The organism is Streptomyces sp. NPDC058291 (genome assembly GCF_042880855.1).
Lineage (GTDB): Bacteria > Actinomycetota > Actinomycetes > Streptomycetales > Streptomycetaceae > Streptomyces.
The window spans coordinates 1-24,701 of sequence record NZ_JBHVYK010000061.1 but is presented as its reverse complement, the minus strand read 5'-3'; the positions used below and the strand labels follow the sequence as shown (position 1 = coordinate 24,701).

Annotated in this window: 20 protein-coding genes, 1 other RNA gene and 1 pseudogene; 15 read left to right on the top strand and 7 right to left on the bottom strand. The window is 74.9% G+C overall.

Translation table 11 applies throughout. From position 1 onward, the window contains the following. Window positions 1-58: 58 nt before the first annotated feature. The 3 genes from ACFVYK_RS26690 to ACFVYK_RS26680 form a co-directional block, all read right to left on the bottom strand. A complete protein-coding gene (locus ACFVYK_RS26690; protein WP_389778345.1) occupies window positions 59-796 on the bottom strand; it encodes a bifunctional DNA primase/polymerase in 738 nt (245 codons plus the stop codon). Between the two features lie 136 nt (window positions 797-932). Then, window positions 933-1,580 carry a TetR/AcrR family transcriptional regulator gene (locus ACFVYK_RS26685; RefSeq protein WP_389778343.1) on the bottom strand — a complete coding sequence of 216 codons (648 nt, stop codon included), beginning with the start codon at window positions 1,578-1,580 and terminating at the stop codon, window positions 933-935. 60 nt (window positions 1,581-1,640) lie between these two features. After that, window positions 1,641-2,642: a Gfo/Idh/MocA family protein gene (locus ACFVYK_RS26680; protein ID WP_389778341.1), complete on the bottom strand. Its 1,002-nt coding sequence runs from the start codon at window positions 2,640-2,642 to the stop codon at window positions 1,641-1,643. Between the two features lie 87 nt (window positions 2,643-2,729). Here ACFVYK_RS26680 and ACFVYK_RS26675 point away from each other — a divergent pair, with 87 nt between their 5' ends. From ACFVYK_RS26675 to ACFVYK_RS26625, 11 genes and pseudogenes are all read left to right on the top strand, one after another. Further along, window positions 2,730-4,046, top strand: a complete 1,317-nt coding sequence (locus ACFVYK_RS26675) for a multidrug effflux MFS transporter (protein ID WP_389778340.1) — start codon at window positions 2,730-2,732, stop codon at window positions 4,044-4,046. Next, window positions 4,043-5,167, top strand: a complete 1,125-nt coding sequence (locus ACFVYK_RS26670) for a serine hydrolase domain-containing protein (protein WP_389778389.1) — start codon at window positions 4,043-4,045, stop codon at window positions 5,165-5,167. The genes ACFVYK_RS26675 and ACFVYK_RS26670 overlap by 4 nt, the downstream gene beginning before the upstream one ends. A 263-nt stretch (window positions 5,168-5,430) precedes the next feature. Beyond that, complete coding sequence (locus ACFVYK_RS26665) at window positions 5,431-6,417, top strand: small ribosomal subunit Rsm22 family protein (protein ID WP_389778338.1); 987 nt, start codon at window positions 5,431-5,433, stop codon at window positions 6,415-6,417. An 88-nt stretch (window positions 6,418-6,505) separates the two neighbouring features. Further along, window positions 6,506-7,261, top strand: a complete 756-nt coding sequence (locus ACFVYK_RS26660; protein WP_389778336.1) for an SDR family oxidoreductase — start codon at window positions 6,506-6,508, stop codon at window positions 7,259-7,261. 543 nt (window positions 7,262-7,804) lie between these two features. Continuing rightward, window positions 7,805-8,029, top strand: a pseudogene (locus ACFVYK_RS26655) (ABC transporter ATP-binding protein); the annotation flags it as partial. 283 nt (window positions 8,030-8,312) lie between these two features. Continuing rightward, a complete protein-coding gene (locus tag ACFVYK_RS26650) occupies window positions 8,313-8,858 on the top strand; it encodes a DoxX family protein (protein ID WP_389778335.1) in 546 nt (181 codons plus the stop codon). Window positions 8,859-9,144: 286 nt separating this feature from the next. Then, window positions 9,145-9,528 carry a MazG-like family protein gene (locus ACFVYK_RS26645; protein ID WP_389778387.1) on the top strand — a complete coding sequence of 128 codons (384 nt, stop codon included), beginning with the start codon at window positions 9,145-9,147 and terminating at the stop codon, window positions 9,526-9,528. Between the two features lie 302 nt (window positions 9,529-9,830). Beyond that, window positions 9,831-10,685: a hypothetical protein gene (locus ACFVYK_RS26640; protein ID WP_389778333.1), complete on the top strand. Its 855-nt coding sequence runs from the start codon at window positions 9,831-9,833 to the stop codon at window positions 10,683-10,685. Then, window positions 10,685-13,120, top strand: coding sequence for an ABC transporter substrate-binding protein (locus ACFVYK_RS26635; protein WP_389778331.1), 2,436 nt, complete (start codon window positions 10,685-10,687; stop codon window positions 13,118-13,120). Before ACFVYK_RS26640 ends, ACFVYK_RS26635 begins: the two co-directional genes overlap by 1 nt. Then, window positions 13,120-15,378 (top strand): bifunctional serine/threonine-protein kinase/ABC transporter substrate-binding protein, encoded by a 2,259-nt coding sequence (locus ACFVYK_RS26630; RefSeq protein WP_389778329.1) that lies wholly within the window; start codon window positions 13,120-13,122, stop codon window positions 15,376-15,378. Before ACFVYK_RS26635 ends, ACFVYK_RS26630 begins: the two co-directional genes overlap by 1 nt. A 264-nt stretch (window positions 15,379-15,642) precedes the next feature. Further along, window positions 15,643-17,289, top strand: a complete 1,647-nt coding sequence (locus tag ACFVYK_RS26625) for a hypothetical protein (RefSeq protein ID WP_389778328.1) — start codon at window positions 15,643-15,645, stop codon at window positions 17,287-17,289. 152 nt (window positions 17,290-17,441) lie between these two features. Here the strand turns inward: ACFVYK_RS26625 and rnpB are convergent. Beyond that, an RNA gene (gene rnpB, locus ACFVYK_RS26620) (RNase P RNA component class A) lies at window positions 17,442-17,843 on the bottom strand. Window positions 17,844-18,270: 427 nt separating this feature from the next. Between rnpB and yaaA the strand changes: the two genes are divergently transcribed. Continuing rightward, on the top strand, window positions 18,271-19,053 hold the full coding sequence (yaaA, locus tag ACFVYK_RS26615; protein WP_389778326.1) for a peroxide stress protein YaaA: 783 nt from the start codon (window positions 18,271-18,273) through the stop codon (window positions 19,051-19,053). Window positions 19,054-19,140: 87 nt separating this feature from the next. Further along, window positions 19,141-19,806, top strand: coding sequence for a bifunctional 4-hydroxy-2-oxoglutarate aldolase/2-dehydro-3-deoxy-phosphogluconate aldolase (eda, locus tag ACFVYK_RS26610; protein ID WP_389778325.1), 666 nt, complete (start codon window positions 19,141-19,143; stop codon window positions 19,804-19,806). Here the strand turns inward: eda and ACFVYK_RS26605 are convergent. The 3 genes from ACFVYK_RS26605 to ACFVYK_RS26595 are packed head-to-tail and all read right to left on the bottom strand — an operon-like array spanning window position 19,781 to window position 22,968. Continuing rightward, a complete protein-coding gene (locus ACFVYK_RS26605; RefSeq protein ID WP_389778324.1) occupies window positions 19,781-21,337 on the bottom strand; it encodes a bifunctional RNase H/acid phosphatase in 1,557 nt (518 codons plus the stop codon). The two genes, eda and ACFVYK_RS26605, sit on opposite strands and share 26 nt — an antisense overlap. 24 nt (window positions 21,338-21,361) lie before the next feature. Next, a complete protein-coding gene (locus ACFVYK_RS26600) occupies window positions 21,362-22,105 on the bottom strand; it encodes a zinc ribbon domain-containing protein (protein ID WP_389778386.1) in 744 nt (247 codons plus the stop codon). Then, on the bottom strand, window positions 22,102-22,968 hold the full coding sequence (locus ACFVYK_RS26595; protein ID WP_389778323.1) for a Nif3-like dinuclear metal center hexameric protein: 867 nt from the start codon (window positions 22,966-22,968) through the stop codon (window positions 22,102-22,104). Before ACFVYK_RS26595 ends, ACFVYK_RS26600 begins: the two co-directional genes overlap by 4 nt. 253 nt (window positions 22,969-23,221) lie before the next feature. Between ACFVYK_RS26595 and ACFVYK_RS26590 the strand changes: the two genes are divergently transcribed. Both ACFVYK_RS26590 and ACFVYK_RS26585 read left to right on the top strand, forming a co-directional pair. Then, entirely contained in the window at window positions 23,222-24,388 is a 1,167-nt protein-coding gene (locus ACFVYK_RS26590) for a hypothetical protein (protein ID WP_389778384.1), read from the top strand. A 96-nt stretch (window positions 24,389-24,484) separates the two neighbouring features. Further along, window positions 24,485-24,655, top strand: a complete 171-nt coding sequence (locus ACFVYK_RS26585) for a hypothetical protein (RefSeq protein WP_389778322.1) — start codon at window positions 24,485-24,487, stop codon at window positions 24,653-24,655. Window positions 24,656-24,701 lie beyond the last annotated feature (46 nt).

Below are 24,701 nucleotides of genomic sequence, written 5' to 3'. Positions count from 1 at the left end.
GCCGGGACAGGGAGACCGACAGAGGTGCGGGCCGGGGCTCGGACGTCGGACCTCGCGGTCACCGGCTGAGCGGCCAGGCCCCCGTCGCATGGTCCTGGTCCTGCCCGAGGTGGCGGGCGCAGGCGTCGGTGAGGGTTTCCAGGAGGGTCAGCGGATCGGGCAGCGGATGCTCGGGGCCGCGCAGCCAGTGCACGGCCCGGCCGTCGTCGCCGGTGAGACGGGCGGGCGGCACCAGGACATAGGAGCCGCGGCAGTGCCAGCGCAGGCCGGGGTGCTCGTCCATGGTCTCGGGGTGGCAGTCCAGCTCGCACGGCCACCACTCGTCCTCGTCCTCGGGGGTGCCGCGGGTGAGGGTGAAGAAGAGCAGCCGCCCGTCGTCGCTCTCGGCGACCGGGCCGATCTCGACGCCGGCGCCGAGCAGCCGCTCCAGGGCGTCCCGGCCGGCCTCCAGGGGCACGTCGAGGACGTCGTGGGTCATGCCGGTGGCGGTGATGAAGTTGGCCTGCGGCTGGTGTCGGGCCCAGCGCTCGATCTGGGCGCGGTCGGTCGTGGACTGCGTCTGCCAGGCGAAGGAGACCGGGTGCCGGGCGGGGGTCGGACAGCCGACCCGGTCGCAGGAGCAGCCGTAGCCGGGGGCCGGATGCGCGGCGGGGGCCAGCGGGAGTCCCGCGTCGGCGGCGGCCAGCAGCAGGGCCTCACGGTCGCCGCCGTCGGCGGCTTCGGTCGGGCCGCTCGCGCGCAGCCACTCCGTAAGTCTTCCCCACAGTCCGGTCCGGCCGTCGAACTCCGCGCTCATCTGTCCCCTCGCCTCGGTGGTGCGGACAGCATGCCCTATGGTCGCACCATCCTGCGCATCGGGGGGCCCTAGCCGTGAATCGGGGCAGGTGGGACGGGTGGGGCCAGAGCGGCTGATGTGCCGCGCGCCGGCCGGGTCACCGGGGCTCAGAATCGCGGGGGGCGAGGCCGTGGAGGGCGTAGTCGACCAGGGCGTCGGTGTACTCGTAGGTGATCGGTCCCGTGTACTGCAGCCAGCGCTGGGCCAGCGGGGAGATGAAGAACTCCAGGGCGATGCGCGGGTCGAGGTCGGCGCGGACCTGGCCGGCCCGCTGGGCGGAGCGCAGCCGGTCGACGTACAGCTGGATGGACGGTTCCAGGAGCTTGGCCGTGAACTCGCGGCCCACCTGCTCGTTGACCACGCCCTCGGCGGCCAGCGCCCGGGACGGCGCCTCGAACCGGGGGTCCGTCAGCTGGTCGACGGTGGCCCGCAGGACGGCCTTGACGTCGGCCGCGAGGTCGCCGGTGTCGGGGATGGCGTAGGGCTCGTGCTCGTCCGAGCCGGCGTCGCGGGCGGCCTGTTCGCCGAGGTCCAGGAACGCTTCGAGCAGGACATCGGCCTTCGACCCCCACCAGCGGTAGATGGTCTGCTTGCCGACGCCGGCGCGGGCGGCGATGCCCTCGATCGTGGTCCGGGGATAGCCGACCTCGGCGACCAGGGCGAGGGCGGCGTCGTAGATCGCGCGCCGGGACCGCTCGCTGCGGCGGCTGGTGTCGGGGGCCGGTTTGCCGGGCTGGGTGACCATGCCTCGACGGTACCAAGGCCATGAGACGGCACGTCTCGCGAGCGGTCCGGTCCGGCTCCCCTAAGCGGCTTCCCGGGGGTAGCGGACCCCGATGCGTGCGCGGACCGCGTCCAGCGTCCGCATGACCGCGAGGCTCCCGTCGAGCGGGACCAGCGGGGACTCCGTCTCGCCGGCCCGCAGCGCCCGCATGACCTCCCGGGCCTCGTGCCGCAACGTCGTACGCGGTCCGTCGGCGGGGTCGGCGGCGAACTCCTGCGGGTCGCGGCCGGCCCGGTGCAGGACCAGACGGTCGGGGTGGAAGAAGCCGGACGGGATGTCGATGCGGCCGCGCGAGCCGGTGACGGAGGCGGTGGTGCCGGTGCCGCCGGAGAGGGAGCAGTGCAGCGCCGCGAGCGCGCCGGAGTCCCAGGACAGCGCCAGGGCCGTCTGGAGGTCGACGCCCTCCGGGGACAGGACGGCCCGGGCGGCGATGCCCGAGGGCTCGCCGAGCAGCAGGTGGGCGAACGCGACCGGGTAGACGCCGAGGTCGAGCAGGGCGCCGCCGCCCTGGGCGGGGTCGCGCAGCCGGTGCGAGGGCGGGAAGGGCCCTTCGAGACCGAAGTCGGCCTGGACGGTGCGCACCTCGCCGATCGCGCCGTCGTCGACGAGGTCCTTGAGGCGGCGGACGACCGGGTTGCAGTACATCCACATGGCTTCCATGAGGAAGCGGTCGTGCCGCCGGGCCAGCGCCACGAGTTCCTCCGCCTCGCGCGCGTTCAGCGTGAACGCCTTCTCGCACAGCACGTTGCGCCCGGCCTCCAGGCACAGGCCGGCGGCGGTGCGGTGGGCGGCGTGCGGGGTGGCGACGTAGACGACATCGATGTCCTCGTCGGCCGCGAGGGCGGCCCAGTCGCCGTAGGCCCGCGGGATGCCGAACCGTTCGGCGAACGCCTTGGCGGAGGACTCGGTGCGCGAGGCGACCGCGACGACCTCGGCGTCGGGCAGGTCGATCAGGTCCGCCGTGAACGCGCCCGCTATGCCGCCGGTCGCCAGGATCCCCCACCGCACCGTGTCCGCCGTCATACCCTGCCCCGCCCTCGTGCCGTCCCGTCAGTGTGTTCGAGCTGAGAGCATAGGTGGCCGAGACGTCGAAGAGGGAGGGGCGACCGTATGCCGGAGGGTGGGGCCGTACCCGAGGCGCCGGAGACGGTCGCTCCCGCGCCGCCGCGCGACCGGCGCGGGACCGGACTGCTCGTCACGCTCGTCCTGGGCGGGCTGACCGCCACTCCCCCGCTGTCGATGGACATGTACCTCCCGGCGCTGCCCGAGGTGACCCGCACCCTGCACGCGCCCGCCGCGACGGTGCAGCTCACCCTCACCGCGTGCCTGGCCGGCATGGCGCTGGGACAGCTGGTGGTCGGCCCGATGAGCGACCGGTGGGGTCGCAGGCGCCCGCTGCTCGCCGGGCTCGCGGTCTACGTCCTGGCGACCGCCCTGTGCGCCCTGGCGCCGAACGTCGACGTGCTGGTCGCCTTCCGGCTGCTGCAGGGGCTCGCGGGCGCGGCGGGGATCGTCATCGCGCGGGCCGTCGTACGGGATCTGTACGACGGCGTGGCGATGGCCCGCTTCTTCTCCACCCTGATGCTGGTGTCCGGGGTGGCCCCGGTGGTGGCGCCGCTGATCGGCGCGCAGATCCTGCGGACGACGGACTGGCGGGGCGTGTTCGCGCTGCTCACCGCGGTCGGGCTGGTGCTGGCCGCCCTGGTGTGGACCAGGCTCCCGGAGACGCTGCCCGGCGCCGAACGGCACGGGGGCGGCACGGGCGAGGCCCTGCGCTCGATGCGCGGGCTCCTGTCCGACCGCCTCTTCACCGGCTTCCTGCTCACGGGCGGCTTCGCCTTCGCCGCGCTGTTCGCGTACATCTCGGCCTCGCCGTTCGTGGTCCAGGAGATCTACGGCGCCTCTCCGCAGACGTTCGGTCTGCTGTTCGGCGTCAACTCGGTCGGGCTGGTGGTGGTCGGCCAGATCAACGGCAGGGTGCTGGTGGGACGGGCGCGGCTGGAACGGGTCCTGGCGGTCGGGCTGTCGACGGTGGTGCTGGCCGCGACCGCGCTGCTGCTGATGACGACCGGCGTGCTCGGCGAGGTGGGGCTGGCCCCGGTGGCCGCCGCGCTGTTCGTGCTGATGTCCGCGATGGGCCTGACGCTGCCCAACGCCCAGACCCTCGCCCTGATGCGGGTCCGGCACTCGGCCGGCTCCGCCTCCGCGCTCCTGGGCACCTCCTCGTTCCTGATCGGCGCGATCGCCACCCCGCTCGTGGGGATCGCCGGGGACCGCACCGCCGTCCCGATGGCCGTCGTCCAGTTGGCTGCCGCACTGGTGGCGCTGGCCTGCTTCGTGGTTATGTGCCGTCCCTGGGCGGACGCCGGGACGCAGGACGCGACTCCCGCCGGCCGAGGGCACGCGAGAGCGGGGGAAGAGAGCTGAGCGCACCGAGACTGCGCGTCGACACACCGGAGCGGGCCGGGCTCGACCCGGAGGAGACGCGGCTGCTGGTCCGTGACGTCGTCGACCTCACCGTGGGCGACCGGCCCTGGGCGGCGGGCGCCGTCGTGGTCGCCGGGCGCGGCCCGGTGATCGCCGTGCAGGAGGCGGTGGGCTGGGCGGTGCGGTACGCGGCCTACGATCCGGCGGCCGACGCGGGCGTGGAGCTCCCGGCGGGGGCGCGGATCCCGATGACCGTGGACACCCCCTTCGACCTGGCCTCCCTCACCAAGCTGTTCACCTCGGTGGCGGCGGTCCAGCAGATCGAGCGCGGCACCCTCGGCATCGACGCCCGGGTCGGCGCCTACCTCCCCGACTTCGGCGCCGTCGCCGCGCACGACGTCACCGTCCGGCAGCTCCTCACCCACACCTCCGGGCTGCGCCCCGAGCTGCCCCTGTACGACTGCGCGGACGACGTGGAGCGGCTGGAGCTGCTGCGCGCCGAGGCGCCGGTCGGCGAGCCCGGCGCGTATCTGTACTCCGACCTGAACATGCTGCTGCTGCAGCAGCTCCTGGAGCGGCTGACCGGGCGCACGCTGGACGTCCTGGTGCACGAGGGGATCACCCGTCCGCTGGGGATGACCTCGACCGCCTTCGGCCCCTGCCCCGGCGCGGCCGCCACCGAGGACCAGCGGCGGCCGTGGGCGAAGGCGGACCGGGGGATGCTGCGGGGCGTGGTGCACGACGAGAACGCCTGGGCGCTGGGCGGGGTGGCCGGTCACGCGGGCCTGTTCTCGACCGGCCGGGACCTGGCCGTGTTCTGCCGGACGCTGCTGTCGGGCGGTTCGTACGGTCCCGCCCGGGTCCTCGGCCCCGACTTCGTGGAGCTGCTGCTGACGCCGCCGGGGCTGGGTTTCGCGGTGGACCAGCCGTGGTTCATGGGCGAGCTGGCCGGCGAGGGCGCGGCCGGCCACACGGGGTTCACGGGCGCCTCGCTGGTCCTCGACCCCGCCACCGACACCTTCGTGGTGCTGCTGGCGAACACGGTGCATCCGGTGCGCAGAACGCCGGACAGCTCGCCGCGCGCGCTGGTGGGGACGCGGATGGCGATGGCGGTGCGCTGAGGCGGACGCGCTGCCGCAGACGCGCTGCCGCGAGCCCGCTGTGCGTCGGGGCGGGTGCGCTGCGGCGGGTGCGCCCGGGGCCGTCCGGCATGCGGGGTGCGCGGTGCGGGCGACCTGGCCCGACGGGGTGCGCGGTGCGGGCGACCAGGCCCGGCGGGGTGCGCGATGAGGGCGACCAGGGCCGGCGGGGTGCGCGATGAGGGCGACCAGGGCCGGCGGGGTGCGCGGTGAGGGCGGGGCCCACGGCCTGAGAAAATCGGTGCGTGAACCTTCCCGCATCCGCCGCCGAGACCCTGCGCGCCGCCCTCGGAGACCTCCTCGACGGGCTGCCGCCCAAGCAGGCCTCGCAGGCCGTGGACCGGCTCATCGCCAGCTACCGGGGCGCGACCCCGACCGACGCGCCGATCCTGCGCGACCGCGCGGACGTCGCCGCGTACGCCGCGTACCGCATGCCGGCGACCTTCGAGGCGGTGTGCTCGGCGCTGGAGGCGTTCGCGGACGCGGCGCCGGGGTGGACGCCGGCCAGCCAGGTCGACGTCGGCGGCGGGACGGGCGCGGCGACCTGGGCGGTGAACGCGACCTGGCCGGGGACGCGCCCGGTGACCGTGCTCGACTGGTCGGAGCCCGCCCTGGCCCTGGGCCGGGAGGTCGCCGCCGCGCACCCGGCGCTCGGGGACGTCCGCTGGCAGCGCGCCCGCGTCAACGCGTCCCTGACGCTGGAGAGCGCCGACCTCGTCACCGTCTCCTACGTCCTCAACGAGCTGGCCGCGCCCGACCGGGCCGCCCTGGTGGACGCCGCCGCGTCGGCCGCGCAGGCCGTGGTGATCGTGGAGCCGGGCACCCCCGACGGATACGCCCGGGTGATCGAGGCCCGCGGCCGGCTGATCACGGCCGGTTTCCGCGTGGCCGCGCCCTGTCCGCACAGCGCGGACTGCCCGATCGCACCCGGCACCGACTGGTGCCACTTCTCGGCGCGGGTCAGCCGCTCCTCGCTGCACCGGCAGGTCAAGGGCGGCTCGCTGCCCTACGAGGACGAGAAGTTCAGCTACGTGGCGGCCGTCCGCTTCCCCGTCTCCCCGGCCTCCTCCCGCGTCGTGCGGCGACCGCAGATCCGCAAGGGCCAGGTACTCCTCGACCTGTGCGAGACCGAGGAGCGGCTCAGCCGTACGACGGTCACGAAGAGACACGGCGACCTCTACAAGGAGGCCCGGGACGCCGACTGGGGCGACGCCTGGCCGCCGGGCGCCTGAACAGGCGCCCGGTCGGGCCGGCGTCACCGCGATCGCAGGGCGGACGAACCGGTTCCGCATGCTGGACGCTCCCGTACGCTGCGGGCCCATGGATGCGAAGACGAAGATCGCGGTCGTCACGGGCGCCGGTTCCGGCATCGGCCGCGCAGTGGCGGTCGAACTGCTGCGCACAGGCTGGTCGGTGGCGCTGGCCGGACGGCGTGTCGAGCCCCTGGAGGAGACGGCCGCGCTGGCGCCCGAGGGCCCCGTTCTCGCCGTGCGGACGGACGTCTCGCGCCCCGAGGACGTGTCGGCCCTGTTCGCCGCGGTGCGCGAGCGGTTCGGGCGGCTGGACCTGCTGTTCAACAACGCGGGCACGTTCGGGCCGGGGGGCGTGCCGTTCGAGGAGCTCCCCTACGACGCCTGGCGGCACGTGGTGGACACCAATCTCAACGGGGCGTTCCTGTGCGCGCAGGGGGCGTACCGGCTGATGAAGGAGCAGGATCCCCGGGGCGGACGGATCATCAACAACGGCTCCGTCTCGGCCCACGCGCCCCGCCCGCTCTCGGCGCCCTACACCGCGACCAAGCACGCGCTGACCGGCCTCACCAAGTCCCTCTCGCTGGACGGGCGGGCGCACGGGATCGCCGTCGGGCAGATCGACATCGGCAACGCGGCCACCGACATGACGGCGCGGATGCGGACGGGCGCGCTGCAGGCGAACGGCGAGACCGCGCCGGAACCGGTGATGGACGTCGCCGATGTGGCGCGCACGGTGCGGCACATGGCCGAGCTGCCGCTGGAGGCGAACGTCCAGTTCGCGACGGTGCTGGCGACGGCGATGCCGTACGTGGGGCGGGGCTGACGGCCGGCGGCGCGCTCCACGGATCGTCAACTCGTCAACCTGCACAGGCGGAATTCCCTGGTCCGCACCATTGCGGCCGGTAGCGGACCTATGCTCAACTCTTCTCCACGAGAACTCCACATGTGGAGCACATCAGTTCCGCACGGCGGGACCGTAAGCCATCCCGAGGGGGAGGGCAGCCGTCCCACGGCTCCGGTTGGGGGTGGGCCTCGCAAGGGACCGCGAGGCGCACACCGGAGCCGCGGGACGGCTGCCGCACCACCGCCCGATCGGCGGCCCCGCCGCAGCGATCGTCGCACCGTCACGGCGCGCAGGGCGCGGGCGGCGTCTCACGGGCCCGCCGTCCGCGCAGCGCGTACGCTCCGCCCGCCGCCGGCGCGACCACCGACCCGGCCCCGCCGAGCACGCCCCAGCCCCCCGGCCCGCCGCCCGCCGACGCGGCCCGCGCCCCGGCGGGCGGCGCCGCTCCCCGGGCTGACGCCTTCGTCCCGCCCTCGCTCGGCGCGTCCACCAGCGTCCCCACCGTCCCGGCGTCACCAAGCGGTCAAGAAGCCGAAGGTGCTGCTCGCCGACGAGCCCACCGGCAACCTCGACGAGGGCACCCGCGACGACATCATGGGGCTGCTGGAAGGCCTGTGGCACGAGTACGGGCTGACCTTCGTCATGGTCACCCACGACTCGTCGATCGCCCGCCGCACGCCCCGCCTGGCCGCCGTCGAGGCGGGCCGGCTCACCCTGACCGAACAGGCGGTCGCCGGCTCCCGCTGACCGCGCCGGCGTCTTCCCCCGTGGGGGACGTCCCACCGCCTGCCGGGCGGCGGAACGGCCCCCACGGCCGTCCGTTCCGCCGGGTCCCGCCACCCGAACGGCGTCCAGGAGGGGCCGGGCCGGTGTGGAAGGTGCGACGGTGGAAACGCGTCAGGGGTGGTTCCGGGCGGTCCCCGGGCGGTTCCGTTCCCCCCGCTCGCCGCCGCTCGTCACCGCCTGTTCCGACATGTTTCCGACGTTCCACCCGTCCCCGCTTGTCCCCGCTGTCTGTTCAGGAGTCACCGTGACCTGTTACGACCGACGTGATCTGGGCCTGTTGCTGCTCCGGCTGGGCACCGGCGGCGTGCTGGCGGCGCACGGCGCGCAGAAGCTGTTCGGCTGGTTCGGCGGCCACGGCCTGGAGGGCACGGGCCAGTTCATGGAGTCCGTGGGCTACGCGCCCGGCAAGGCCAGTGCCACGGCGGCGGGCCTGGCGGAGGCCGGCGGCGGCACGCTGCTGGCCCTGGGCCTGGCCACCCCGGCGGCCGGCGCGGCGGCGGCCGGCGCCATGGCGGGCGCGTCCGCCGTGCACACCCCCAACGGGTTCTTCGCGACGAGCGGCGGCTACGAGCACGCGGCCTCGCTGGGCCTGACCGCCGCCGGCCTCGCCGTCGCCGGCCCCGGCCGGCTCTCCCTCGACCACGCCCTCGGGCACACGGTCGACCGCGGCTGGATGGTCCCGGCGGCGCTCGGCGCGACGGCGGCCGTCACGGCGGTGGTGGTGGGCCTGCGCAACCAGCGGCTGCGCAGGCGGCAGGAGGGCGAGCAGGAGTCCCTCTTCGACGAGTGAACCCAGGGCGCCGCGGAAGCCCCGGCCAGCCAGGACGGCCCGGCCGCGCAGGACGCCCCGGACGGCCAGGACGCCACGGCCGCGCAGGACGCCCCGGACGGATGGGACGCCACGGCCGCGCAGGACGCCCCGGACGGCCGGGACGCCACGGACGCGCCGGACGGCCGGGACGCCTCGGACGCGCCGGACGCCCCAGGAAGGGTGCGTGACCTGGCAGGCTGCGGTCATGGACACCCCTCTCCCGCCGCCCGCCGCGCGTTCCGTCCCCCGTCCCGCCCAGCAGCCTCTGCCCGCTCCGGAACCCGCGGGGTCCGCCGGTCCCGTCGGCTCCCGGTCCGGCCCCGACGTCTGGGCCACCGTCGACGCCCTGCGGGTCTGGCTGGACGCCGACCGGGCGCACGGCGGCCGCGAGGGGCTGCTGCTGCGCGTGCTGAAGCTGACCGAGGAGGTCGGCGAGGTGGCCCAGGCGGTGATCGGCGCCACCGGCCAGAACCCCCGCAAGGGCGTCGACCACACCTGGGAGGACGTCCAGGCCGAGTTGTGCGACGTGGTCGTCACGGCGCTGGTCGCCCTGCGCACTCTGACGCCGGACGCCCAGGCGGTGTTCGAGGGACACCTCGCACGGGTGGCCGAGCGGTCCCTGGGGGGCGCGAGCGAGCGGCCCGAATGACGGACGCGGACGACCGGCCCGCACGACGGGTACGGACGACCGGCCCGCACGACGGACGCGGACGACCGGCCCGTACCTACGCACGCCGTCCGCCTGACGCAGGCCCGTCCGCCTGACGCAGGCCGGCTCCTCGCGAGGCGGCCGACCACGGGAGCGTCGTGTCACCGGGGTGCACGGGACCGTCCGGCGACGGGTCCATGGAACGGTCCGGCCACCGGTTCCGGGAACCGTCCGTCCACGGTCGGCGTGCCTCTGTACGATCACCGCACGCGAAGCGGGGGCGCTGAGGCGAGGGGGCGGGCATGGTGGACAACGCACGCGGGCACAGGACGACTTGGCCGGTGAGGGCCGTGGCGTCGGCGGCCGGGGCGGCGGTGCTGCTGGGCGGCTGCGGCAGCGGGGGCGACAAGGCGGCCGGGCCGGACCCTTCGGCGTCCGCCCGGCCGACGGCGTCCGCGTCCCGTTCCCCCTCCGCGCCGTCGTCCGCCGCCGCGTCGGACGGGGGCCCGGCGAAGCCGACGCCCTTCAGGGCGGATCCCGCCCGACTGCCCCGGACGAAGCCGCAGGGCAAGGCCCTGGCGCAGGCGGTGGTGCTGGAGCCGCCGGCCTGGGGCCCGGGCTTCCGGGCGCAGCGCCCGGCCGCGAGCGCCCCGGACACCGTCGCCGTGCTCGACGAGCAGTGCCGCTGGCAGCGCCGGCCCCTCCCCCGCACCGTCCTGGCCTCGTCGTCCCGCTACAGCGAGCTGCCGGGCACGGGCGGCAAGGGGACGGTGAAGGTGACCGCGGCGGTCACCGTGCACACCACGGTCGGAGCCGCCGACGAGCAGTTGGCCACCACCTTGGAGGAGGCGCTGCGCTGCCGTGACCAGCAGGTCCGCACCGACGAGCGGATCGCCGGGCTCGCGTCGGTCGCCACTCCGTACGGCCAGGGCGGCAACACCTACGCCGACGACTCGGTGCTGGAGATCGGTTCCTATCTCACCGGGAACACTCCGCAGTCCTACCGCTGGAACGTCGCCCGGCTCGGCTCGGTGACGGTGGCGGTGTCCGTGATGGGCGCCCAGGGTTACCGGGACGACGCGTTGACGCAGTACGCGTCGTACGCCCTCACCACCATGCTCAGCCGGATCGAGTCCGAGCTCGGGGGGAAGAACTGATGGAGCCGCTGCGTTCATCCGACCCCGCGCGGGTCGCGGACCATCGTCTGCTGGGCCGGCTCGGCGCCGGCGGCATGGGCGTGGTGTACCTGGCGCGCACGCCGGGCGGCGCGCTGGTGGCGCTGAAGGTCCTGCTCGCCGAGTACGCCGAGGAGCCGGGCTTCAAGGAGCGGTTCCGTCGCGAGGTCGCGGTCGCCCGGCGGGTCCACAGTCCCTGGGCGGTGCCGCTGGTGGACGCCGACCCGGACGCCGACGCGCCGTGGCTGGCGACCGCGTTCGTGCCCGGCCCGTCCCTGGGCGAGGCGGTGGCCGCGCACGGCCCGCTGGCGGAGCACGGCGTGCGGCTGCTCGGCGCCCGGCTGGCCGAGGCGCTGGGGGAGGTGCACCGGGCCGGTCTGGTGCACCGGGACCTGAAGCCGGGCAATGTGCTGATCGCCCATGACGGGCCCCGCCTCATCGACTTCGGCATCGCCCGGGCGCCGGAGGACACCGCGCTGACCGCGACCGGACTGGTCGTCGGCACCCCCGGTTATCTGTCGCCCGAGCAGGCCACGGGCCCCGGCGGCGACGGCATCGGACCGGCGAGCGACGTGTTCTCCCTCGGCTGTGTCCTGGCGTTCGCGGCGACCGGGCGGGCGCCGTTCGGCAGGGGGGCGGTCGACGCCCTGCTGTACCGGGCCGTGCACGACCCGGCGGACCTCGACGGGGTGCCGCCACGGCTGCGCGAGGTGGTGGAGGGCTGCCTGGAGAAGGAGCCGGCCCGGCGGCCCGAAGTCGTCGAACTGGCAGGGCGGTTGGCGGACGGGGGTGACCCGCGGGACGCGGACGCCTCCGGGTGGCTGCCCGAGCCGGTCGCCCGGCTGATCGCCGAGCGGTCGGCCGCCGCGCTCGCGCTGCCGGACATCGAGCACACCCAGGCCCCGTCCGACGCGCTCCCCGGCTCCGGGCCGGCCCGACCGGAAACGGACGGGACGTCCGGCTCCGGGCCGGCGCGACCCGACAGGGGCGGGACGTCCGGCTCGGGGCGGACGGAATCCGACACGGGCGGGACGTCCGGCTCGGGGCGGACGGAATCCGACACGGGCGGAACGTCCGGCTCGGGGCGGACGGAATCCGACACGGGCGGAACGTCCGGTTCGGGGCGGGCTGCATCCGACACGCACGAGACGTCCGGCTCGGCGGCGGAGCCGCGGGACGCCCGCCCGGCCGGCCGGCGCCGCTTCCTCCTGCTCGCGGGCGGGGCCGTCGCACTGACGGCGGCCGGCGGCGGGGCCTGGTGGGCCGCCGCCCGCGACGACGACGCGCAGGGCGACCACCCGGCCGCGGCCGCGTCCGCGCGGCGCCCGGTGCACACCGTCGCGCTGCACGGTGACCTCAGCGGCCCGCAGCGGGACACCGGCCGGGCGCAGGAGCGCGGACTGCGGCTGGCCGTCGCGGAGTTCAACGCGCGCGGCGACGCCCCGTTCACCGTCAAGGTCAGGACCGTCGACGACGGCGGCGATCCCGCGGCCTCGACCCGGCTCGCGGCAGAACTGGCGGACGACCCGGCGGTCCTCGCGGTGGTCGGCCCGACGAGCGACGCGACGGCGCAGGCGGCGCTCGCGAAGTACGACGCCGGGCTGCTGCCGGTCATCACCGTGTCCGCCGGCGCGATCAGCCTCGTCCTCCAAGGGTTCCGCTCGTTCCTGCTCGGCCGGCTGCCCGACTCGGTGCTCGGCGTGTACCTCAGCAACTACCTGCGAGGGAGCGGCCGTTCCCGCAAGGTCGGCCTGGTCGTCGATCGTCCCGCCGGCACGTACGGGACGGATCTCGGCACCGCCCTCGCCACCCAGCTCAGCAACGCGGGGCAGCCGCCGGTGCCGGAGGTCGTCAGCGCGATGCGCCGCGACTTCGGCACCGCGGTCGACGCGGTGCTCTCCGCCGGGGCGGACTCCGTGTTCTTCGCCGGGCTGCCCGACCGGGGGGCGCTGATCGCCTCGACGCTGCGGGAGCGCGCCTTCCGCGGCGCGCGGGTGTCCGGCCCGGCGCTGCTCGACGGCCGTTTCCTGACGGAGGCTCAGGAGTCCGCCGAGGGCTGGGTGATGGTGGCCCCCGTCATCGACGCGACCGTCAAGCCCGAGGCGAAGAAGTTCGCCGGGGCCTACCGCGATCACTGGAAGGAGGCGCCGCCCCGGTACGCGGCCGAGGCCTACGACGTGACGTCGATGCTGCTGAAGGCTCTGTCCGGGCTGCCGGCGAAGAGCAGGACCCGCGAGAACCTCCTGACGGCCGTGCAGACGGGGAAGTACGAGGGCATCACGAAGTCGTTCGCCTTCGAGCAGACCGGCAAGATGGCCAAGACCGGTCTGATGTTCATCGACGGCACCGGCGGCTTCCTGTGGCGGGTGGAGCAGGGCGACTTCGTGTACGGCGGCCCCGCGCCGCTCACGGTCTGATGGAGCCGCTGCGCTCCGGCGACCCGTCCCGGCTGGGTCGCTACCGTCTGCTGCGGCGGCTGGGCGCCGGCGGGATGGGCATCGTCTTCCTGGCCCGTGCGCCGGGCGGGGCGATCGCCGCGGTCAAGACGGTGCGTGCCGCGTACGCCGAGGAGCCGGGGTTCCGGGCCCGGTTCCGCCGCGAGGTGGAGGTCGCCCGGCGGGTGGACAGCCCGTGGGTGGTCCCGCTGCTGGACGCGGACGCCGACGCGGAGACGCCGTGGCTGGCGACCGCGTACGTCTCGGGTCCGTCGCTCGCCGAGACGGTGGACGTCTTCGGACCGCTCGGCCCCGCCTCGGTGCGGGTGCTGGGCCTGCGGCTCGCCGAGGCGCTCGACGCGGTGCACGCGGCCGGCCTCGTGCACCGTGACGTGAAGCCGGGCAACGTCCTGCTGGCCCCGGACGGTCCCCGGCTCATCGACTTCGGCATCGCCCGGGCGCCGGAGGCCACCGCGCTCACCTCCAGCGGCGTGATCGTCGGCTCGCCCGGCTTCCTCTCGCCCGAGCAGGCACGGGCGCGGGGCGGGGAGGTCGGGCCGCCCAGCGACGTGTTCTCGCTGGCGTGCGTGCTGGCCTACGCGGCGACCGGGGTGCGGCCGTTCGGCGGCGGCGGGGCGGCCGGCATGCTGCTGCGCACGGTCTACGACGAGCCGGATCCGGCCGCGATCCCGGACGAGCGGGCCTCGCTGCTCAGGGCCTGTCTGCACAAGGACCCGGCGCGCCGCCCCACCCTCGCCCACCTCCGCGAGGCTCTCGGGGAGAGCGCGCGGGGAGATGCGGGGGGAGAAGCGGTGCCCGACGGTGATCCGGCCGGGTGGCCGGGCTGGCTGCCCGAACCGGTCATCCGCCTGATCAACGACCGGTCCGCCGCCGTGCTCGCCCTCGGCGCGATCGAGCCGACCCAGGTGTCCGCGCCGGCGAACCCGGGGCCCCCCGCCGCCGCGGTGTCCCCGGAGGCCGCCACGCTGACGGCGGTCACGGCCGCCCCGCCCGCCGTGCCCGGCGTCCGCCGCCGCAGCTTCCTGCGCCTCGGCTCCACGGCCGGGGTCCTGGCCGCCGGTGGCGGCGGCGCGTGGTGGTGGAGCACCCGCCCCGGGACGGCGAAGGCGCCGCCGTCCGGGACGAGATCGCGCCCCGACATCGTCGTGGCGTTCCAGGGGGATCTGACCGGCGCCCGGAAGGACAGCGGCAACGCCCAGCTCAACGGCGCCCGGCTGGCCGTGGAACAGGTCAACGGCCAGAGCGACCGCCCCTTCCGCCTGCGGCTCCTCCCCTACGACGACGGCGGCGACCCGGCCCGTTCCGCCGGCCTGGCGCAGCGGCTCACGAAGGACGCGGCCGTCCTCGCGGTGCTGGGGCCCACCACCGACGCGTGCTTCCTCAGCTCCGAGGGCGCCTACACCAAGGCGGCGATGCCCGTGGTGTCGGTCTCGGTGGGCGTGGACACCCTGAACGACTCGTTCGGCGCCAACGTGTTCCACTCCCATGCGGCGCTGCACGTCAAGGACGACCTCTTCGCCGCCCCCTGCGTGCGCTATCTCAGCAACCACGCCGACGCGCGCAAGGCGTTCCTGGTGGACGACCGGGCGCAGGGCGACCTCGCCTGGACGGTGTGCGACCAGACCCAGCGCGGACTGCGCCACGCCGGCCGGGACGCCACGCTGACCGGCGTCCCCGCCGGCGGGGTCGACTACGCGGCGCTGGCCGCGGCGGTGCTGGCCGCGGGCGCGGACGCCGTCCTGAGCACGGGTGACGCGGCACGGACCGCCGCACTGGCGTCCGCCCTGCGCGCCGCCGGGTTCGCCGGAACCCGCATGGCGACCGAACGCGCCTTCGGCCCCGCGTTCCTCGCCGCCGCCGGCGCGGCCGCCACCGGCTGGGTCTTCGTCACCTCCTTCGCCGACCCGACGGCCCGCCCCTCCACCCGCGCCTTCGCCGCCGCCTACCGCCGCCGGTTCGGCGCCGCCCCCGGCTGGTACGCGGCGGAGGCCTACGACGCCGTGATGTTCCTGGCGCAGGTCTGCGCGCAGAACGGGACGGCGTTGAGGGAGCGCGGCGCGATCGCCCGCAGACTCCGCGAGGTCGCCCACACCGGGATCACCCGCACCGTCAGGTACGAGCAGGGGTACGGCTACAACCACGACGCGATGTTCGACTACCAGGTCACCGACGGCCGCTTCCGCTACCTCGGCCAGTACGAGGAGGCCGCGGTCTCGTGAACCTGCGCCCCGCCCCGCCCTCTCACCGCCCCGCCTCCCCGCCCGCGACCCGGCCACCCGACGTGCCCCGGACCACCCCTACGCCCACGCCCACCCTCACGCCCACACCCACACCCACGCCCACCCTCACGGCCACACCCACCCTCACGCCCACGCCCACTCCCCCGCTCCGCCTGAGCACCCCCACCGGCGCGCCGCGAACCCGGCGCGCGCCGCACTCGGCGTCTCCCTCGCCCGCCCACGAGACCGCACAGGCAGCCGCATATGGAACCCCGCAACTACCGCATGGTCGTCTCGACCACGCAGGACTTCGTCACGGCCTCCGCCGAAGCGGACCGCCAACTGCACCACTGGTTAGGGGTGATGAAGCTCTACGACACCTCCGTCCTCGACGAGGGCCGCAACGAGATAGCCGACGGCGTCACCCTCGACCACGACGTCACAGCCGGCCGGCACGGCTCGTACTCCCGCTGGCGTCTGCGTGAGACCAGGGACGCGGCCCAGGGCACCTGGCAGTCGACCGTGGTCGTCCGCTCGGGCAGCCGTACGGACAACCGCCGCACCTGGCTCCAGGTCGACATCGAGCACCAGCCGGCGCCCGGCCAGAGCCCCATCCGGGCCAAGACCCCGAACATCGTCAAGCTGCTCCTGGAGGCCCTGCCCGCTCAGGACGGCCTGGCGGAAGTCGGCACGGTCCCCAAGTACATCGAGCCGGACGACGTCGAAGAGGTCATCGAGGAACTCTGCGAGCCGCACCGCAGACTCCCCGTCGTCGTGGCGAGCGTCCCCTACGGGCAGGACGCGGAGGACTGGACCGCGAAGATCGTCGAACCGGCCTTCCGGCACCTCAGCGGCCTCGCCGTCATGTACGTCCTCAGGCCGGAAGCGCATCGCGCCTTCAACGCCACCCTCGAATACCACCCCGTCTTCAGCGGCGGCATCCGCACCTATCTCCCGGGCGTCGACCCCGCCTGGCGACCCGACGCGCAGCGCCACCCGGTGATGTCCCGGACCACCATCGAGGCCAACCCCCATCGCGCGGCCGGCATCCTCGCCTCCCTGCCCCAGCGGGTGGCCCTGAGGCACCCGCTCCCCGAGCCGCTCAACACCCTGCCCGTCCAGCGCACCCGCCCCCGGCCGGCCAGCGACGACTCCAGCCTCGCGGAACTGCGCGGTGAACTCAGGTCGGCCGAGGCGCTGCTCGAAGAGGCGGAGCAGCAGCAGGAGGCCCGCGACGAGGAGATCCGTGACTTCCGCCGGCAGTTGAAGGAGGCCGAGGACCGGGACTTCGAGCAGATCGTCGAGAACGACCAGCTCTACGGCGACCTCCAGGACGCCCGCAACAAAATCCGGTTCCTGAAGAAGCGGCTCGAAGAGGCAGGTCTCCACGCGAACGCCCACACCGCGCCCCCGGAGCCGACCGACCGGCCGTCGACCTTCGCGGAGATCCTGGACCGCATGGGCGAGTTCGAGCGCCTGAACTTCACCGGAAGCGCGAAGAAGACCAGGGACCTCGACGCCCAGTGCATCGGCAACTGGGTCACCGTCGCCTGGGACGCCCTGCACGCCCTCGACGCCTACGCCGTCGCCTCCGCCGCGGGCGCCGCGGGCGGCGACTTCCGCCACTGGTGCGACAACCTGCCGGACGACTGCGAGAACCGCTTCCCGTCCGCGAAGGTCAAGATGAAGGAGTCCGAGACGGTCGGGAACAACACGAAGTGGCGTCGCCAGCGGACGTTCCCGGTACCGAGGTCCGTCGCCCCGGAGGGAAAACTCTTCATGCAGGCCCACCTGCGCATCGGCGGCGGGAACACGGTGTCGCCCCGGCTCTACTTCCACGACGACGGCCCCGGCACGGGCTTCGTCTACGTGGGCTACCTCGGCCAGCACCCGGACAACACCCAGACCTGAACGCGGGCACACGACGCCGAGCGGCCCACGACTCCGAGCGACGCGGGCTGAGGACGAGCGGCACAGGAGGCCGGGGGAAGCGTGAAGTCGAGCGGACGAAGGGCCTCCGACGTAAGTCAGAGGCCTTCTCCGGGCAAAGCCACGGGAAGCGGCAGACGAGTCGGGCTGTACGCCGGGTTCTGTGCCGAGGTCTCTCGCGAGGGCCTCGGTGACGGCCATCCATCTAGGGCCGGCGTTGCCGCCGGCCTCGTGCGGTCTACCCGCGGACTCGGGCGGGCAGCCCTCGAACGTCCGCGCAGAGACACCGGGGTGTCTCCTTTTGACCTTGCTCCGGGTGGGGTTTACCTAGCTGCCCAGGTCACCCTGGGCACTGGTGGTCTCTTACACCACCGTTTCACCCTTACCGGGGGCCGGAGCCCTCGGCGGTCTGTTTTCTGTGGCACTGTCCCGCGGGTCACCCCGGGTGGCCGTTAGCCATCACCCTGCCCTGTGGAGCCCGGACGTTCCTCGGGAAGCCCCCTGAGGGGACTCCACGCGGCCGTCCGCCCGGCTCGTCTGCCGTGCCGACCATGCTACCGGGCGCGCGCCGTCCCTCGGTCCCGCCGTCGCCAGGACCGATCCCGCCAGGATCAGGGTGAAGGCGGCGACGATCGTCGCCGTCAGCGGCTCGTCGAGGAACAGCGCGCCCGCGGCGGCCGCGACGGCCGGGTTGACGTACGTGATGCCCGTGGCGCGGGTCGGTCCGGCCTCCTTGATCAGCTTCATCCATCCGTTCGACAGGGGGGGACCGGTCATGCCGGGCCAGGAGGCCATCGGCCCTCTTGCAGGACCGCGAAGAAGGTGACGGGGGCCCCGCCCGTGGCGCTGCCCGGCGGACGCCCGCACGTGCCCTCCAGCGCGTCGAAGGCGGGGGCGCGCAACCGGGGCTTCCGGTGGCACGCCGTACGCTGTGCTGCTGAGCTCGATGTGAGGAGATGTCCCGTGCTGGTCCTGCTGCCGCCCTCCGAAGGCAAGGCGTCCTCCGGACGCGGCGCCCCGCTCAAGCCGGAGGCGCTCTCCCTGCCGGGGCTCGGCGCCGCGCGGGAGGCGGTGCTCGACGAGCTGGTCGAGCTGTGCGCGGCCGACGAGGACAAGGCACGCGAGGTGCTGGGGCTGAGCGAGGGGCTGCGCGGCGAGATCGCGAAGAACACGGAGCTTCGCACGGCGGGCGCGCGGCCGGCCGGGGAGATCTACACGGGCGTGCTGTACGACGCGCTGGGCCTGTCCTCCCTGGAAGCGGCGGCGAAGCGGCGCGCGGCCAGGTCGCTGCTCGTCTTCTCGGGGCTGTGGGGTGCGGTCCGGGTGACGGACCGGATTCCGTCGTACCGGTGCTCCATGGGGGTGAAGCTGCCGGGCCTCGGGCCGCTGGGCGCGCACTGGCGCGCGCCGATGGCGTCCGTGCTGCCCGAGGCCGCCGGGGACGGTCTGGTGCTGGACCTGCGGTCCGCGGCGTACGCGGCGGCGTGGAAGCCGAAGGGCGAGGTCGCGGCACGGACGGCCGGCGTGCGGGTGCTGCACGCGCCGACCCGCAAGGTCGTGAGCCACTTCAACAAGGCGACGAAGGGGCGGATCGTCCGGAGCCTGCTCACGGCGGGCATCGCACCGAAGCGCCCCGCGGAGCTGGCGGAGGCGCTGCGGGATCTCGGCTACACGGTCGAGGAGCACGCACCGACGCGGGCGGGAACCGCCTGGGCGCTGGACGTCCTGGTGGACGAGGTCCACTGACCCTTCTCCGTCTGTTCTCCGTCTGTCGCGTTGCAGCATGCGCAATGACCTTTGCGCATGCTGCGGGTCGGCGTCAGGATGAGGCGCATGACCTCGCCGCTGCCCTCGCCCCCGGCTGCCTCCGTGCTGGATCTCGTCCCGGCTCCCGTGGTGCCCGTGGTGGTCGTCGAGGACGCAGCCGACGCCGTGCCGCTGGCGCGGGCCCTGGTGGCGGGCGGGCTGCCCGCGATCGAGGTGACGCTGCGGACGCCGGCGGCTCTCGACGCGATCCGGGAGATCTCCGGGACGCTGCCGGAGGCGTCCGTGGGGGCCGGGACGGTGATCTCTCCGGAGCAGGTGACGGCGTGCGCGGCGGCCGGGGCGCGGTTCCTGGTCAGCCCGGGCTGGACGGACGTCCTGCTGACGGCGATGCGCGCCTGCGGGCTCCCCTTCCTGCCCGGCGTGTCGACCACGTCGGAGGTCGTCGCCCTGCTGGAGCGGGGAGTGCGGGACATGAAGTTCTTCCCGGCGCAGGCGGCGGGCGGAGCCGCCTATCTGCGGTCGCTCGCCGGACCGCTCCCGCAGGCCCGGTTCTGCCCGACGGGCGGCATCGGCCCGGACAACGCGGCGGAATATCTGGGCCTGCCCAACGTCCGCTGCGTGGGCGGGAGCTGGATGGTCCCGGCGGACGCGGTCGCGGCGCGGGACTGGCCCCGGATCGAGGAGCTCGCCCGCACCGCCTCCCGCCTCACCGCAGGTGGGACGTGTCGTTGAACAGGCGGACGCTGGCGTTGCCGTCCGCGTAGTAGGCGACCGCCGACAGCGAGGCCGCCGACAGCTCCATGCGGAACAGGGACTCGGGCGGGGCGCCCAGCGCCAGTCGTACGAACGTCTTGATCGGGGTCACATGGGTGACCAGCAGGACCGTGCGGCCCGCGTACGCCGCGGCCAGCCTGTCCCGGGCGGCCTCGATCCGGACGGCGGTCGCCGCGAAGCTCTCGCCGCCGCCGGTCGGTTCGGCCTCCGGGTCGGCCAGCCAGGCGGTCAGGTCGTCGGGGTAGCGGTCGCGGACCTCGCCGAAGGTCAGCCCCTCCCAGGCGCCGAAGTCCGTCTCGACCAGCCCGTCGTCGACGGTGACCTCCAGCCCGAGGCGGGCCGCGACCGCGGCGGCGGTCTCCCGGGTGCGGGCCAGCGGGGAGGCGAGGATGTGCTGGACGGTGCCGCGCCGGGCGAGCGCGGCGGCGACCCGCTCGGCCTGCTCCCGGCCGACGTCCGACAGGGACGGATCGGTGCCGCCGCTGCCGGAGAACCGCTTCTGCGGGGTGAGCGGCGTCTCGCCGTGCCGCAGGAGGACGAAGGTGGCGGGCGCCCCGAGATCGGGGGCCGCACCCCAGCCGACGGTGGGCGTGGCGACGGTCCGGGCGGTCCGGACGTCGGCGGCGGCCCGCGGCCCGGCACCGGCGTCCGTTCCCCCATGGGACTGCGCTCCCGCCCGGGCGTCCCTTCCGGTTCGGGACTCCGCCCACACACCGGCGTCCTCACCCGCACGGAACTCCGCCCCCGCACCGGGCGGGTCGTCCGCGCCGGGGTCCGTGACGGCTCGGGCGGCCGGCTCCGCGCCGGGGCGGCGCCTGACGGCTTGCGGCGGTGCGGCCTTCGGCTGAGCGGACGGCGGCTGGGCAGACCGGGACTGAGCGGATCGAGGCTCAGCGGATGGTGACTGAGCGGATGGCGACGCTGCGCCGCTCGGCGGGCGGGTCCGGGTCAGCGCCTCGCGGGCCCTGGCCGCGCCCGCGACGGCGTCGCCGGGCGGTCCGCTCGGCTCGGGGGCGGGCGAGGCCGCGGCCGCCCGGGCGTCGAGCGCGGCCTTCGACGCGCCGGGGTCCCACTGCTCGCCCCGCTTGCCCGCGTCCATCGCCTCGTTGGCCAGCCGGTCGGCGTGCTTGTTCTGCTCGCGCGGGATCCACTCGTACACGACCTGCCCGGCCGGAAGCACCCGGGCGGCCTCCGCGGCGAGCGGCTTCATGTCGGGGTGCTTGATCTTCCAGCGGCCCGACATCTGCTCGACGACCAGCTTGGAGTCCATGCGCACCCGCACCCGCGCCGCGGCGTCGAGTTCACGGGCGGCCCGCAGCCCCGCCAGCAGCCCCCGGTACTCGGCCACGTTGTTGGTGGCGACGCCGATGTACTCGGCGCGTTCGGCGAGCGTCTCGCCCGTCGCCGCGTCGATCACCACGCTGCCGTAGCCCGCGGGCCCCGGGTTGCCCCGAGACCCGCCGTCCGCCTCGACGATGAACTCCCGCACGGAACAAGCCTCTCAGCGGCGCGGCTACAGACCGGACTCGGACGTGCGCACCAGGATCCGACGGCAGTTCTCGCAGCGGACGACCGTGGTGGGCGCGGCCGAGCGGATGTCGTTGATGTCGGTGATCGCCAGCTCCTGGCGGCAGCCCTGGCAGGTGCGCTGGTAGAGCTTGGCCGCGCCGATGCCGCCCTGCTGCTCGCGCAGCTTGTCGTAGAGCTTGAGCAGCTCGGCGGGGACGGACGCGGCGATCACCTCGCGCTCCTTCGTCACCGTGGCCGCCTCGCCGTCGAGTTCCTCGAAGGCGGCGTCGCGGCGCGCGGTGGCGTCGTCGATCTTCCCCTGCACGGAGCCGACCCGCTCGGTGAGCTCGGCGACCCGCTCCTGGGCGCTCTCCCGGCGCTCCATGACCTCCAGGACGACGTCTTCGAGGTCGCCCTGGCGCTTGGCGAGGGAGACGATCTCCCTCTGGAGGTTCTCCAGGTCCTTCGGGGAGGTGGCGGCCCCCGAGTCGAGGCGCTGCTGGTCGCGCACGGAGCGCTGGCGCACCTGGTCGACGTCCTGCTCGGCCTTGGTCTGCTCGCGGGCGGTGTCGCCCTCCTCGGTCTGCGCGGCGACGAGGAGGTCGCGCAGCTGGGTGAGGTCCTTGGTCAGCGACTCGATCTCGGCGTGCTCGGGCAGGGACCTGCGCTTGTGCGCGAGCTGCTGCAGACGGACGTCGAGGGCCTGGACGTCGAGGAGTCGGATCTGGTCGGCGGGCTCGGCGTTCAGTTGGGGGCTCCCATTGAGGTAGAGGTGGTGTCGGACGCCGCGTGGGCGGTCCAGGGGTCGGTGACCGTGCGGGAGACATGGACCCTGAGGTCCCATCCCCGTCGGTCGGAGATCTCGTCGAGCTGGGCCGCGGCCAGCTCGCACCAGGGCCATTCGGTGGCCCAGTGCGCCGCGTCGATCAGCGCGAGAGGGCTGGGGGCGCCGGCCGCGACGAACTCCGACGCCGGGTGGTGGCGCAGGTCGGCGGTCAGGAAGGCGTCGACGCCCGCGGCGCGGACCTGCTCGAAGAGGCTGTCCCCGGAGCCGCCGCTGACGGCCACGGTCCGCACGAGCGCCTCCGGGTCCCCGGCCACCCGGATGCCCTGCGCGGTGGCCGGCAGCCGCTCGGCGGCGCGGGCGGCGAGTTCGCGGACGGTGATCGGGTGGTCGAGTTCGCAGACGCGGCCGAGGCCGCGCCGGCCCTCGGCGTCGCTCGGGTCCGGCACGAGGGGGCGGACGACCCGCAGGTCGAGGGCGCCGGCGAGGGCGTCGCTCACCCCGGGGTCGGCGGTGTCGGCGTTGGTGTGGGCGACGTGCAGGGCGACGTCGTTCTTGATGAGGGTGTGCACGACACGGCCCTTGAAGGTGGAGGCCGCGACGGTCGTCGTCCCGCGCAGGTACAGCGGGTGGTGGGTGACGAGCAGGTCGGCGCCGAGCTTGAGGGCCTCCTCGACGATCTCCTGGACGGGGTCGACCGCGAACAGGACCCGGGAGACCTCCTGCCCGGGATCGCCCACGACGGTACCGACCGCGTCCCAGGACTCGGCCCGTTCGGCGGGCCACAGGTTCTCCAGGGCGGCGATGACTTCAGACAGACGGGGCACGAGCAAAAGGCTACCTGGCCCCTCTACGGGCCAGTACCGCCCGTACCGCCCCTCTCAGGAGAAACGGGCCCGGCGCGGCGGCGGGCGGCCGCCAGGACGCCCGCCGGGGACGGGGCGACGATGCACACCCGCTCCCCGGACCTCAGGCGAATCGGTTCTGCGCCACTCCTTCGAGGGAAGAAGAGCGCTCCTGGGTCCCACGTCCGCGCGTGCGAAAACTAGCTTCGTCGCCGGAGGTGACGGAACGATGACGATGCCGGCCTGTGCGATCGAGCCCGCCGCAGCGGACGGCGAGACCCCCGGGCGCACCCCGCGCGGGGACTGCGTGATCACGGCGAACGGCGCCTACGCCGCACGCCTCGCCCGGGACGGCGACTCCTGGTTCCCGGAGCGCTGGACCCTGGACGGCCCCGAGCCCTACGCCGTGCCGCTGCCGGGCAACCAGCCCGAGGAGCCCGGCACGGAGGTGCACCCGATGGCCGACGGCCGGGTCCTCATCCGGCGGTTCGCCGACGGACGGCACGCGTTCTCCCTGCTGTACCCGACCGGCCCCGGCACGGGCGAACTGCCGCTGGGCGCCGTCGAGTGCCCCGACGAGGACGCCCGGCTGCGCCTGCTCCCGCCGGCCCCCTGCGGTGAACGCGCGTACGCCCTGGCCGTCGGCCGTTCCACGACGACCGTGTGGCTGGTCGCGGGCGGCGCCTTCGGCCCCGAGCACCTCGCCGAGATCCCCGGCCGCTGCTCCGGCGGCGTCTGGCTGGACCGCACGGGCCGCATGCTCGCCCTGGACCGGGAGGTCGCCGGCCGGACCAAGACGGTCGTGGTGGACCTGGAGCGCGGCGGCGAGGTCTCCCCGCTGCTGCAGATCGCCGCCGACAGCGACGACCGCCTGCTGCTCGCCGACCCCGACAGCGGCCTGCTGCTCATCTCCTCCGACGCCCCCTCGCCGGGGCACACCCGCCTGGGCTGGGGGGTCCTCGGCAGCATGCTGCCGGTCCGCTTCCCGGAGTGCCTGCGTCCGGCGGACGTCGCGCTCACCCCCTTCGCCGTCCAGCCCGGCCAGGTGCTCCTGCCGGAGGCGTGCGCGGTGGCGCTCCGCATCGACGGCCCGTTCGGCGCCTGGGTCGGCGTCTGGCGTCCCGCCGAACGCCGGCTGCACCAACTAGCCGCCCCGGAGGGGTGGTTGACGGGCAGTGGACTGTGGACGCCGGACGGCGTGCTGCGTCTGCCGTACGCCACCGACAGCGACCCTTGCGGGGTGGCGCCGCTGACCGCGCCGGTCGCGCCCCCGCCCGGAGCCGCCACCGACGAGGACCCCGGGCCCCCGGCGCAACCGCCGGAACCGGCCGGACCCGCGCCCTGCGCACCCCGTCCGATCCCCCTCCAACAGGCCCCTCTCGGCTGCCTTGTAACGAAGTAGCCGCGGTTGGCGTGGCCGCCTGGATCCGTCCCTCGGTGTCCTGGATAAAATCGCCCGGCTGTAAAGAAAGATCATGTTGACGGGGTGAATTTTCCGATGAACGACACCAGTACGATGCGGCCGCTGTCCGCCGACTCCCAGGAGACGTCCGGTCGCGGCCGGCACCGGGGCCCGGTCTCGTCCCACGACGGCGACCCGGCCCCGCACGGCCGGCATCGCAAGCCGGCCGAGAGCAGGTCCGAGGACAGGGCCGAGGCGGCTGTCTGACGGCGCCGCGGTAACACCGAAGGGGCTCCGGCCGTCCACTGTCTCT

Excerpts from the sequence above, each read along its gene's own strand:
- ACFVYK_RS26690 (WP_389778345.1), bottom strand. The coding sequence starts at position 796 with ATGAGCGCGGAGTTCGACGGCCGGACCGGACTGTGGGGAAGACTTACG.
- ACFVYK_RS26685 (WP_389778343.1), bottom strand. The coding sequence starts at position 1,580 with ATGGTCACCCAGCCCGGCAAACCGGCCCCCGACACCAGCCGCCGCAGC.
- ACFVYK_RS26680 (WP_389778341.1), bottom strand. The coding sequence starts at position 2,642 with ATGACGGCGGACACGGTGCGGTGGGGGATCCTGGCGACCGGCGGCATA.
- ACFVYK_RS26675 (WP_389778340.1), top strand. The coding sequence starts at position 2,730 with ATGCCGGAGGGTGGGGCCGTACCCGAGGCGCCGGAGACGGTCGCTCCC.
- ACFVYK_RS26660 (WP_389778336.1), top strand. The coding sequence starts at position 6,506 with ATGGATGCGAAGACGAAGATCGCGGTCGTCACGGGCGCCGGTTCCGGC.
- ACFVYK_RS26640 (WP_389778333.1), top strand. The coding sequence starts at position 9,831 with ATGGTGGACAACGCACGCGGGCACAGGACGACTTGGCCGGTGAGGGCC.
- ACFVYK_RS26635 (WP_389778331.1), top strand. The coding sequence starts at position 10,685 with ATGGAGCCGCTGCGTTCATCCGACCCCGCGCGGGTCGCGGACCATCGT.
- ACFVYK_RS26630 (WP_389778329.1), top strand. The coding sequence starts at position 13,120 with ATGGAGCCGCTGCGCTCCGGCGACCCGTCCCGGCTGGGTCGCTACCGT.
- ACFVYK_RS26625 (WP_389778328.1), top strand. The coding sequence starts at position 15,643 with ATGGAACCCCGCAACTACCGCATGGTCGTCTCGACCACGCAGGACTTC.
- eda (WP_389778325.1), top strand. The coding sequence starts at position 19,141 with ATGACCTCGCCGCTGCCCTCGCCCCCGGCTGCCTCCGTGCTGGATCTC.
- ACFVYK_RS26590 (WP_389778384.1), top strand. The coding sequence starts at position 23,222 with ATGCCGGCCTGTGCGATCGAGCCCGCCGCAGCGGACGGCGAGACCCCC.
- ACFVYK_RS26585 (WP_389778322.1), top strand. The coding sequence starts at position 24,485 with ATGAACGACACCAGTACGATGCGGCCGCTGTCCGCCGACTCCCAGGAG.